Raw genomic sequence first — 11,862 nt, forward strand, 5'->3', positions numbered from 1 at the left:
TCCAAGTGTTCGAAATATCCCAGGGGAATTGGCCGCAGGCCAAGGGGGCAGCGCCCCCTCTTGGTTCTTTGTCCGCGCGCCTAAGCCTCGCCCGTCAATCCCGCCGCCGCGATCCCGGCCAAAGCCGCCTCGGCGTCATTCTCCGATGTGTCACCCGTCACGCCCATCGCACCAATCACCGCGCCATCGCCGTCGCGGATCAGCACGCCACCGGGTACCGGGCAGGTCTGCCCGCCATAGATCCCATTCACGGCGGCCATGAAATAGCCCTGCGCCTCGGCGCGTGCCATCTGCGCCTTGCCACCCATGCCCAGCATCACTGCGCCATAGGCTTTGGCGCGCGCGATCTCGAACCGCCCCGGTGCTGCGCCATCAGCACGCGCAAACGCCTGCACATGCCCGCCGCCATCCAAGACCACCGCCGAAAGCGGCTTCCAACCAGCATTTGCGCCAGTGTCCAAGGCCGTATCGACCATCGTTTGCGCTTGTTTGAGGGTGATCATCGCAGCTCTTCCTTCTTTTGTGCGCGGCGCTGATGCAGCACCGGCTCGGTATAGCCCGAGGGCTGCATGGCGCCCAAGAAACACAAATCGCATGCGGCCTGAAACGCGAACCCGTCATAGCCCGGTGCCATCGGCGTGTAATTTGGATCGCCCGCATTCTGGCCATCCACAATCGCGGCCATCTTGCGCAGCGCCTCCATGACCTGCGCCTGATCGACCACGCCATGTTCCAGCCAGTTGGCGATGGCTTGGCTCGAAATCCGGCAGGTTGCACGGTCTTCCATCAAGCCGACATCGTGAATATCAGGCACCTTGGAACAGCCCACGCCCTGATCAACCCAGCGCACGACATAGCCCAGAATGCCTTGGGCATTATTCTCGATTTCGGCGGTGATTTCGGCGTCGGAATAGTTTTTACCTGCCGCCAGCGGGATCGTCAGCAGATCATCTAGCCGCGCGGGGCGGTTCATCGCCATGATCTCGGCCTGACGCTTGGGCACATCCACCTTGTGGTAATGCGTGGCATGCAGCGTGGCCGCGGTGGGGCTGGGCACCCAAGCACAATTTGCCCCCGCTAAGGGATGCGCGATCTTTTGCGCCATCATATCGGCCATCCGGTCGGGCATCGCCCACATGCCCTTGCCGATCTGCGCGCGCCCGGCAAGCCCACAGGCCAGACCGATATCGACATTGCGATCTTCATAGGCCTCAATCCAGGGCTGGTTCTTCATCTCGCCCTTGCGCAGCATCGGACCCGCCTGCATCGAGGTATGAATCTCGTCTCCCGTGCGATCGAGGAAACCGGTATTGATGAAGGCGACGCGATGGCGAGCAGCGCGGATACATTCTTTGAGGTTGACCGAGGTGCGACGCTCTTCGTCCATGATGCCTAGTTTGACCGTGTAGGCGGGCAGGCCTAGCACTTTTTCAACATTGTCGAAAATTTCGCAGGCGAATTCGACCTCTTTTGGCCCGTGCATTTTAGGTTTTACAACATAAACCGAATTTGTCACGGAATTGCGCGGGCCTTCGGTTTTCTTCAGATCATGCATCGCGCAAAGCGTGGTGATCATCGCATCCATCAGCCCTTCGGGGGCCTCGGCACCGTCGCGGGTCAGGATCGCGGGGGTGGTCATCAGATGGCCGACATTGCGCACTAGCATCAGCGCGCGCCCCTTAAGCGTGACCGGCTCTCCGCCTGCGCCTGTAAAGTGCAAATCGCCCGCAAGACGGCGGGTAAAGACCTCATCGCCCTTGCGCACCTGCTCGCGCAGGTCCCCCTTCATCAGCCCCAGCCAATTGGAATAGGCCTGCACCTTATCCTCGGCATCGACGCAAGCCACCGAGTCTTCGCAATCCATGATCGAGCTAATCGCCGCCTCAAGGATCACATCGGCAATATCGGCCGGATCGGACTGGCCGACATCGGTGTCTGGGTCCAGAACGATGCAGATGTGCAAGCCATTATTGGTCAGCAAAACCTGTGACAGCGCGCCTTCGGCATCGGTGTTGAACCCGGCAAACTGGCCCGGATCGGCCAACCCGGTCTCGCCCACCGCGTTTTCGACAAAAAACACGCCGTTCTCGACGCGCAGCGCGGTGACATCGACCCAAGAGCCACCCGCAAGTGGCGCGGCCTCATCAAGAAACGCCTTGGCGCGCTCCACCACGCGCGCGCCGCGTTTTGGGTCATAGCCTTTGCCTTCGGGCAGATCGCCCAACGCGTCCGTGCCGTAAAGCGCATCATACAGACTGCCCCAACGTGCATTGGCGGCGTTAAGCGCATAGCGTGCGTTGGTGATCGGCACGACAAGCTGAGGGCCGCTAACACTGGCAAACTCGGGGTCAGTCGTCGGGGTCTCGATTGAAAAATCGGGGCCTTCGGGCAGCAGATAGCCGATCTCGGTCAGAAAGGTCTTGTAGGTTTCGAAATCAAACCCGGCGGCGCGGTGATGGGCGTGCCAATCATCCAGACTGGATTGAATTTCTTCGCGCTTTGCCAGAAGGGCGCGGTTTTTCGGAGCCAGATCGTGCAATAGCGCGCCAAACCCGTCCCAAAACGCCTTTGGCTCAATGCCAGTGTCCGGCAGCGCCTGATCCTCGATGAAGGACGCCAATTCGACCGCGACTTTCAGCCCGGCACGTTCTACCCGTTGCGCCATGCGCTCCTCCTGATTTGTCTGTGCCATAGATGTGGCGCGATCGGGCGAGAGTCCAGAATTTTTCTAAGCCATGGATATAAATTGGTAAAAACAAAGGACCAATTTTGTAGATTTTTCAATGGGCAGGTGCCCTGCACGCGCTATTTTGCGCCGCTATACGAGATTGGATGGCGATTGCATGCCGGCGCGCAAGGGCTATAACCTTTTCTTGTTCTGAGCGGTGGTTGCGAAATAAGAAATGGCCTTCTACGTGAGGCCGGACGCTTGCAAAGATCGGTCTCAATCCAGAGGAAGTCATGACCCAAAATACCCTCACGAAACGGCTGTCGGATTATCAACCCTATCCGTTTGAACTCGAGATGGTACGGCTTGACTTCCGCCTTGATCCTGATGCTACGCAGGTGCGCGCGCGCATCGCGATCCGCCCGCTGCGTGCGGCCTCAGCGCTGGAACTTGATGGTGAGGGACTGGTGCTGCGCAAGATCGCGGTGGATGGGCGTGTGCTGGCGGCCAACGAGTATACTCAAACCGATACGGGGCTTGTAATCTATGCCGCGGCCTTGCCTGCGCAGGCCTTTACGCTGGAAACCGAGGTCGAGATCGCCCCGGCGGCGAATACGGCGCTTGAGGGGCTGTATATGTCAAACGGCATGTATTGCACGCAATGCGAGGCCGAGGGATTTCGCAAGATCACCTATTACCCTGACCGCCCCGATGTGATGGCGCGCTTTCATGTGACGGTTGCGGGGGATGCGCCGGTACTGCTGTCCAATGGCAATCCGGTCGTGCAGGAAACTGGCCGCGCCGAATGGGTCGACCCCTGGCCCAAACCCGCCTATCTGTTTGCGCTGGTGGCGGGTGATCTGGTGGCGCATTCGGGGTCGTTCACCACGATGTCGGGGCGCGAGGTTGCGCTCAATATCTGGGTGCGCCCGGGCGATGAAAGCCGCTGCGCCTTTGCGCTTGAGGCGTTAAAACGCTCGATGACATGGGACGAGCAGGTTTACGGTCGCGAATACGACTTGGACATTTTCAACATTGTCGCCGTCGATGACTTCAATATGGGCGCGATGGAGAATAAGGGGTTGAACATTTTCAACTCTAAATGGGTTTTGGCCTCACCAGAGACCGCGACGGATGGCGATTACGAGCGTATTGAGGGCATCATTGCGCATGAGTATTTCCACAACTGGACGGGCAATCGCATCACGTGTCGCGACTGGTTCCAGCTTTGCCTAAAAGAGGGGCTGACCGTTTATCGCGACCAAAGCTTTACCACGGATATGCGGCTGGGTCCGGTCAAGCGGATTGAGGACGTGATGGCGCTGCGCGCCCGCCAGTTCCGCGAAGATCGCGGCCCGCTATCGCATCCGCCGCGCCCCGATCATTACCGTGAAATCAACAACTTCTACACCGCGACCGTCTATGAAAAAGGCGCCGAGATCGTGGGGATGTTGCGACAACTTGTCGGGCCTGAGGGCTATCGCGACGCGCTGGATCTGTATTTTGAACGCCATGACGGGCAGGCCTGCACGATTGAGGACTGGCTGAAGGTTTTCGAGGACAGTTCCGGGCGCGATTTGCGCCAGTTCAAGCACTGGTACACGGATGCCGGAACGCCGCGTTTGCAGGTATCCGAAAGCTTTAAGAACGGCACTTACACTTTTGAATTTACACAAAATACTGATCCGACGCCGGGGCAGGGCGACAAGCCAGCGCGTCACATTCCGATTGCGGTGGGGCTGTTGTCGGCCAAGGGCGATGATCTTATCGAAACGACGATTTTGGAGATGACGCAGCCGCAGCAAAGCTTTGTTTTTGAAGGGCTGGCTGAGCGCCCCGTGCCTTCTATCTTGCGGGGGTTCTCAGCGCCTGTCGAGCTGGAATTTGACACAGGCCATGCGCCCGATCCCGCGTATTTGCTGGCCCATGACAGCGACCCGTTCAATCGCTGGGAAGCGGGGCGGCGTTTGGCGCTACAAACCGTCGTGGCGATGGCGCAGGGCGGCGCGGCTGATCCGTCCTATATCGCGGCGATTGGTGCGCTGCTGAAGGATGGCGCGGCTGATCCGGCGTTTTGCGCGCTGTGTCTGGATCTGCCCTCGGAAGATCAGATCGCGCAGGCGCTGCATGAGGCGGGCAAATCGCCTGATCCGACAGCGATTCATGGCGCACGCGAGGCGCTCGCAACGGAGTTGGCGCGCGCGCATGAAGACACGTTGAGCGCGCTCTATGAAACGATGGCCGTGTCCGGCCCCTACCGACCCGATCCAGAACCCGCGGGGCGGCGCAGTTTGCGTCTGGCGGCGCTGTCGTTGTTGCGCCGGATTGATGGCGGCGCGCGCGCGCAGGCGCTGTTTGAAGCGGCCGATAACATGACCGAAAGCCTTGCAGCCTTGGGGCAGGTCGTAGCGGCGGGCGTGGGTGAGGCGGCGCTCGCGACGTTCCGCGAGCGCTGGCAAGGGGATCGCTTGGTGATGGACAAATGGTTCGCGATCCAGTTGACCGCCAGCGCGCCCGATCAGGCGCTGTCGCGCGTTGAAAAACTTGTGCAAGACCCGTTGTTTGATTGGAAAAACCCCAATCGTTTCCGTGCGTTAATGTCAGGTTTTGCGGCTAATCACGCGGGCTTTCATCGCGTAGACGGAGCGGGCTATCGCTTTTATGCCGATTGGTTGCTGCGCCTTGATCCGCTTAACCCGCAGGTGGCGGCGCGCATGTCGACCGCGTTTGAAACCTGGGCGCGCTATGATCTGACGCGGCAATCGCTGATCTGCGCCGAGCTGGCCCGGATCGCGCAGACCGAGGGGCTGAGCCGCGATTTGTCGGAAATGAGCGCGCGGATGCTGGGGTAACCTCGCGCTACCAGTCGCAGCGAAACGCGCCCGAGGTTTCCCCCGGGCGCGTTGTTCCATGCCTGTTGCAACGCCTTAGTTGCTTTGCGTGCTGGCACTTTCCGGGTTCGGATAGCCGGTGCCCAAAACCACACCGTCCATCGTCTCGCCGTAGTAATCCTCGCTGCTTTTGTGCCATTTCTTATCGGCTTCTTGCAGCGAGATGCCGTCACTCTGACGCGGGTCTTTCGGGCGCGGCTTGCTGTCGATAAAGGCGGCCACGTCCCACACGTCTTGCGCGTTCAGCTTGCCGGGTTGCGAGAGCGGCATGTTGTGCTGGATGAACGCGGCGGCGGAGCTGACTTTGTGCATCCCTGCGCCCCAGTTAAAGCTGTGCGGTCCCCAGAGCGGCGGGAAGATTTGCTTGCCGTTCGCATCGGTCTGACCCATCCCGTCATCGCCATGACAGACCGCTAATTTGCGGCGAAGAACTGCGTGCCGCGCTCGCGCGAGGGGTCTTTAGCGGGCTTGTCGATCTTGCCGAAACCTGCGCTCTCAGGCTTGACGTCAGTGGGCAAGCCCTTGGACTTCCAGAAGAAATACGCCTGCAAATCGCGATACACATCCGATCCGCGAGGCGGCGGGCCATCCGAGGGCGAGCCTTGCGCATTCATCGAATAGGTAAAGCAGCCGTGGATGCGATCCTTCATGGTGTTCACCATTTTAGTCTTGGAACGATACTTCGGATTGACCGGATAGGCCGCCCACATTGGTGCGGAATAGGCCTGACGCCCTGAATCAAGGTGGCAGTTCGAGCAGCTCAGATCATTGCCCACATACTCATGCGCGTTGGTGCCGGTTTGATTGAAGATCGCCATGCCGCGACGCACTGCGGCGCCGAATTCATTGTTAGGGATGGTGCGTTCATCGGGCGGGGTGAACAGGCCAGTTTGCTTGCCCTTAATCTGCGCGATGGGGGCAGATTTCTGCTTCTACGCCCCAGTGCAGGCCGGGGATATTGGCGATGATGAACCGCATCGGGAACCACAAAACGCAGGCCAGAAAATACCAGCCTGAGACGTAGATGTTATGCACCTTGCGCGCGCGGGTCGTCGCGATCAGCGGAGCCACGAAGCAGGCCGCGCCAATGGCCAGTGCAATGTCAATCTGCCACGGGATTTCCAGCCATTCCAGCCCGTCCGTCCAGCCATTGGCAATCGCCAGCACGCCCGCTGCCACGCCGATATTCCAGATCGTCGTGCCCAGATTGACCATCCAGCCCAACCGCAGTTGCGTGTGGAAAATCCGCGGGATGATCCAGAAGATCGCGGCCAGCCCGGCCTGGCTTGACCAGCCGTAGATGACCGCGTTCAAATGAACCGTGCGCATCCGCCCGAAGGTCATGTGCGCCGAGTTGCTCATCAGGTCGGGCAGGTGCAATTCCAGCGACGCCGCAAGGCCGTGGATCGAGCCGTCGATCAGCCAGAACACCCCCATCCCGATCAGCCACATCACCGGACCCGAGGAGGATCTGTCGATACCGCTGCGCGCGGTGTCGAAATGGTGGGGCAGGGACGGGCTGTCGATTTCCGCGCCCTCACCGGGGGCAAAGATCGAACGGGCGTCGTCTTGATCGGGTGTGTGGACCAGTTTGTTTGCGATGGCCCAGATCAATGCCGTCAGCGCCAGAAGCGAGACGATAAAGCTGAGCGCAAGCAACAGGCCAAGCGGGGGCGGGTATTTGCATGGGCTGGCTCCGGTGTCAGACATGGCTTGGGCGCGGTCGGTTGAGGCTGATCGTGGCGTCATTGCCCCTGTTCTCCCTTGCCCGGTTTACGGTCTTTCAGTTTCAAGCAACGCAAGCGGTCGTGATCTGTCTCGCCTCATCGTCATATTCAGATGCTTGCATATATTTGGGATCTCCCGGCCCTACAAAGGCATCTGATGGCGATGGCTCGGCGGTCATACGCGGCCCGATAGTTGCAATGATGACGTGCTCACGGCGGCGCGACTACTCCCCCTCACGCGATGATAAGTCTTGTTGATCGGCGTATTTCTTGGGGCTAGTTGGACGGATGCGGGTGCTGTGGGTTTGGCGTTTCTTTCCTCGCAAAATATGTCTTTGCGCGCGGCGGAGGCGGGGTGAAACCGATGACAAAGACACAATATTTCCGTGAGAAGGGGCTCACTTTACGCGTGAGGAAACTTGATCGCCGTGCCATATGACATGTGGGTTTGGCCCCGCGGAGGCATGGGGCGGTGCTTTGCCGTCAACGAGGCGATTATTTAAATGCGCAATCTCGGATCTGATTCTGCGCGCTTAACAAATTGCGGAGCCCGCGCGATCACCCTTACCAAGGAAGGCGCAAAGCGCTATCGCAACGCCTGACCCGCGCTTAAAATGCGCTATCACGACGAGTGCGGGCCGCGTGAGTGAGGACATTTATATGACGCAGGAATTCGGGACCGATCCGGTTGACGCCCCGCACGATGGGGCGCGCACGGACGCAGCGCCCTTTGCCAAGCTGCAACGCTGGGCCGAGCATCCGATCATCAAGCTGGGTCTGCCGCTGCTGGTGCTGGGCGTGGCGATTTTTGTGCTGCATAAACTCGCAGGCGATGTCAGCCCCAAAAAGGTCGTCGCGGATATTTCAGCCGCCAGTCCCAAGGCGTTGCTGCTGGCGCTGGGCGCGACCACGCTCAGCTATCTGGCGATTGCGTTTTACGATGTGATCTCGCTTGGGGCGGTCGCGCCGGGGATTGTGGCCCCGCGTGTGGCCTATCTAATTGGCGGTGCGGGCTATGCGATCTCGAACTTGCTGGGCGTGTCTTACCTGACGGGCGGGGCGGTGCGCCTTCGCACCTATGTCGCCGCTGGCGTGCCGTTTCATCGCGCAGCCCTTGCGCTTGGCACCTCATGGAGCGGATTTTGGACCGGGCTTGTCGCGCTGCTCGGCCTGTTGATGGTGTTTCACCCCAAGGGCCTGTCGGCGGTGTTGCCGATTGCGCCGGGGCTTGAGACGGCCACGGGCGTTGCGCTGATCGCGGGGCTGGGCGCGCTGATGGTGTTCCTGGGGCGGCGCGCGCGTCACCTCAGTTGGCGCGGGATCGAGGCAGATTTGCCGCGCGCCTCGACGGCCAGCTTGTTGATGCTGGCGGGGATGGCTGATCTGCTGTTTGCCTCGCTCACGCTTTGGGTGCTGCTGCCGCCCGATCTGGGGGGCAATTACGCCTATTTCTTTGTGATCTTCATGGCTGCAATCGGGCTTGGCATCGCCAGTCATTCGCCGGGCGGCTTGGGCGTGTTCGAGGCCACGGTGATTGCGGGCCTCGGGGCGGGGGCGCGCCCTGATTTGCTGGCGGCACTGGTGCTCTATCGCGTGATCTACACGCTTTATCCGTTCGTGATTGCGACGCTGGGGTTAGCGGCGGGCTGGCTTTGGGCGCAACGCCACCATCTTGATCATGCCGCCGATCTGGCGCTGGCGATAATGGGTCCGTTGATCCCGCCACTGGCGGCGGGTGTGGCGCTGGTGTCGGGCGTGTTGTTGATGCTGTCGGGCTCGGTTCCGGCTGAAGGGTCGCGTCTTGATCTGCTGCGCGATGTGTTGCCGCTACCGGTGGTCGAGTTTTCCCACCTCACCGCAAGCGTGACCGGCGTGATGCTGATCGTGCTGGCGCGGGGTTTGTATCAACGTCTGACGCGGGCGTGGGTGATGGCGCTGATCCTGCTGGGCGTGGGTATCGTCGCCTCGCTGGTGAAGGGGCTGGAATGGGAGCAGGCGCTGACCATCGCGATCTCGGGTGGGCTGCTGATCTTGTTTCGCCAAGCTTTCTACCGGGTGCAGGATGCCTCGGTGTTTCGCCTTGATCTGCGCTGGTTCGTGTCGGTCACAGCGCTGGTCGCGGCCATCACATGGATCGGGTTCTTTGCCTATAAACACGTTGAATATCGCGACGCGCTGTGGTGGCAGTTCGCGTGGACAAGCAATGCCTCGCGGTTCTTGCGCGCCACGGTGGGGGCGGCTGTTGCGCTAGCGATCATCGCGCTTGGCTCGATCTTGAGCGCGCGCAAACGGCTGCGCCCGCGTCAGGAAATCCCGCAGGCGGTGCGCGATATCTTGGCAAAAACCGATGACGCCGAGGCGCAACTAACGCTGATGGGCGACAAAGAGGTGCTGCTGGACCCTGAAAACCGCGCCTTCATCGCCTATGCCGATACCGGGCGCGCGTTGATTGCGCGCTCTGATCCGGTGGGCGAGGACGAGGCCGCGATCTCGCTGATCTGGGCCTTGCGTGAAAAGGCCGATCGCAGCGGGCGGCTATGTGCGTTTTATGGCGTCTCGCCGCGGTTTTTGCCGACCTTCCTTGATATGGGGCTGTCGATTGTCAAAATCGGGGAAACCGCGCGCATCGACCTTGAGACGTTCACGCTGGATGGTCCGAAAAAGAAGAACTTCCGCTATGCGCTGAGCAAAGGCGCGCGCGACGGGTTCAAATTCGAGATTATCCCCGCCGCGCAGGTGCCCGAGCATCTGTCCGAGTTGCGCGCGATATCCGATGCGTGGTTGGCGCAAAAGCAGGGCGAGGAGAAAAGCTTTGCGCTGGGCGCGTTCACCGATGACTACATCGTCAATTTCGACTGCGCCGTCTTGCGCGCGCCAGACGGGCGGATCGTGGCCTTTGCCAATCTTCTAAACGGAGAGGGCCGCGAGCTGTGCATCGATTTGATGCGCTATGATGAGGGCTGTCCGGGCCATGGAATGAACCACCTGTTCACCGAAATGATCCTTTGGGCGCAGGCAAACGGGTTCAAATGGTTCCGCCTTGGCAATGCGCCGTTTTCGGGGATTGAAAGCCACCGCCTTGCCTCGGTCTGGAACCGGCTGGGCGGGTTTCTCTACGAGCATGGCGATCGCATCTACAGCTTTGAGGGGCTGCGCAGTTTCAAGGAGAAATGGGATCCGGTCTGGTCGCCCCATTATCTGGCCAGCCCCGGCGGTCTGGCCGTTCCGCGCGTGCTGTATGAGGTGAACGTGTTGATCTCGGGCGGTGTGCGCGGCTTGGTGCGTCGCGAGAGCAAGGAGAAGGGCTGATGATCCCGAATTTCAAAGATCACGCCGCTAACGAGCGCACCTTTCTAGCGTGGTTGCGCACGGCCATCGCGATGGTCGGCGTCGCGCTGACAGCGGCGAAATTGACCGGATCGAATGTGCCGCAATGGACCAATTTGGCGATGATCGGGGCGGGCGGCGTTGTTGTGGCGTTGGCGTTTATTCGGATGCATCTTTTGCGCCGCCGCATTGACGCCGAGGAAGAGCCGGACGGGCTAAGTCGTAATTGGCCCGATGTGGTCTTGGTGGCGCTGGCCATCGCGATGATCGTGCTCACGGGAATATTCGTGCTCCATGTTCTGTAAGGCCTTGAACTTACGTGCCCGCGCTGCCTTGATGGTGCCAAATCACGGAGGATAGGCGATGAAACTTTTGCGCTTTGGCCCGAAAGGGGCCGAGAAACCGGGCATGCTGGATGATCAGGGCGTGATCCGCGACCTGTCGGGCAAGGTGGCTGATATTGGCGGCGCGGTGCTGTCGGATGCGGGGCTTGCCGAGATTGCAGCGCTTGATCCGGGCACGTTGCCCGAAGTGGCCCAAGGCACGCGGATGGGCACGCCGATTGCAGGCACCGGCAAGATGATTTGCATCGGCTTGAACTACGCCGATCACGCCGCCGAGTCCGGCTCCAAAGTGCCAGACGAGCCGTTGATCTTCATGAAAGCCACCTCGGCGATCCAAGGCCCCAACGATCCCATCGTGATCCCGCGCGGCGCTGCGACGCTGGACTGGGAAATTGAGCTGGGCATCGTTATCGGCACGGCGGCGAAATATGTCAGCGAGGCGGACGCCCTGAAGCATGTCGCAGGGTTCGTGCTGGCCAATGATGTCTCCGAGCGCAGTTTCCAAAAAGATCGCGCCGGGCAGTGGACCAAGGGCAAAAGCTGCGACAGCTTTGGCCCGCTTGGACCGTGGCTTGTGACGCGCGATCAGGTGGCCGATCCGCAAAACCTGTCGATGAAACTCAGCGTCAATGGCGAGGTAATGCAGGATGGCTCCACCGCGACGATGGTGTTTGGTGTGGCCAAGCTGGTGAGCTATCTGTCGCAGTTCATGACGCTGCATCCGGGCGATGTGATTTCGACGGGAACCCCGCCCGGCGTCGCGATGGGCATGGAAAATCCGCGCTTCCTGCGCCCCGGCGATGTCGTCGAGTTGGAAATCGAAGGGCTGGGTCAGCAACGCGCCGAGGTTGTGGCCGATACCTAAGCAGGCAGAGGGCGGGGCGCGCAACTTGCGGCCCTGCCCA

General features: G+C 60.5%; 8 protein-coding genes and 1 pseudogene. 4 read left to right on the top strand and 5 right to left on the bottom strand.

Features of this window, described 5'->3' with window-relative positions; genetic code table 11:
• Window positions 1-80 precede the first annotated feature (80 nt).
• A complete protein-coding gene (locus ACN0SD_RS09675; protein ID WP_417808036.1) occupies window positions 81-503 on the bottom strand; it encodes a GlcG/HbpS family heme-binding protein in 423 nt (140 codons plus the stop codon).
• The gene (locus ACN0SD_RS09680) at window positions 500-2,665 is read right to left on the bottom strand and encodes a malate synthase G (RefSeq protein WP_417808037.1); all 2,166 of its coding nucleotides are present in this window, start codon (window positions 2,663-2,665) and stop codon (window positions 500-502) included. Before ACN0SD_RS09680 ends, ACN0SD_RS09675 begins: the two co-directional genes overlap by 4 nt.
• A gap of 296 nt (window positions 2,666-2,961) precedes the next feature.
• Here ACN0SD_RS09680 and pepN point away from each other — a divergent pair, with 296 nt between their 5' ends.
• The gene (gene pepN / locus ACN0SD_RS09685; RefSeq protein ID WP_417808038.1) at window positions 2,962-5,520 is read left to right on the top strand and encodes an aminopeptidase N; all 2,559 of its coding nucleotides are present in this window, start codon (window positions 2,962-2,964) and stop codon (window positions 5,518-5,520) included.
• 75 nt (window positions 5,521-5,595) lie between these two features.
• On the opposite strand, the pseudogene ACN0SD_RS09690 reads toward pepN, so the two are convergent.
• The 3 genes and pseudogenes from ACN0SD_RS09690 to ACN0SD_RS09700 all read right to left on the bottom strand — a co-directional run.
• Window positions 5,596-5,961: pseudogene (locus ACN0SD_RS09690) on the bottom strand (c-type cytochrome); the annotation flags it as partial.
• An 11-nt stretch (window positions 5,962-5,972) separates the two neighbouring features.
• A complete protein-coding gene (locus ACN0SD_RS09695; protein ID WP_417808039.1) occupies window positions 5,973-6,377 on the bottom strand; it encodes a c-type cytochrome in 405 nt (134 codons plus the stop codon).
• A gap of 82 nt (window positions 6,378-6,459) precedes the next feature.
• Complete coding sequence (locus ACN0SD_RS09700) at window positions 6,460-7,308, bottom strand: cbb3-type cytochrome c oxidase subunit I (RefSeq protein WP_417808040.1); 849 nt, start codon at window positions 7,306-7,308, stop codon at window positions 6,460-6,462.
• 620 nt (window positions 7,309-7,928) lie between these two features.
• On the opposite strand from ACN0SD_RS09700, the gene mprF reads away from it, so the two are divergent.
• The 3 genes from mprF to ACN0SD_RS09715 are packed head-to-tail and all read left to right on the top strand — an operon-like array spanning window position 7,929 to window position 11,822.
• On the top strand, window positions 7,929-10,595 hold the full coding sequence (gene mprF / locus ACN0SD_RS09705) for a bifunctional lysylphosphatidylglycerol flippase/synthetase MprF (protein ID WP_417808041.1): 2,667 nt from the start codon (window positions 7,929-7,931) through the stop codon (window positions 10,593-10,595).
• Window positions 10,595-10,918, top strand: coding sequence for a YidH family protein (locus ACN0SD_RS09710; RefSeq protein WP_417808042.1), 324 nt, complete (start codon window positions 10,595-10,597; stop codon window positions 10,916-10,918). Before mprF ends, ACN0SD_RS09710 begins: the two co-directional genes overlap by 1 nt.
• Window positions 10,919-10,976: 58 nt before the next feature.
• Window positions 10,977-11,822, top strand: coding sequence for a fumarylacetoacetate hydrolase family protein (locus ACN0SD_RS09715; RefSeq protein ID WP_417808043.1), 846 nt, complete (start codon window positions 10,977-10,979; stop codon window positions 11,820-11,822).
• Window positions 11,823-11,862: the final 40 nt, after the last annotated feature.

This window comes from Thioclava sp., assembly GCF_048263065.1.
In the GTDB taxonomy this organism is placed as follows: domain Bacteria; phylum Pseudomonadota; class Alphaproteobacteria; order Rhodobacterales; family Rhodobacteraceae; genus Thioclava.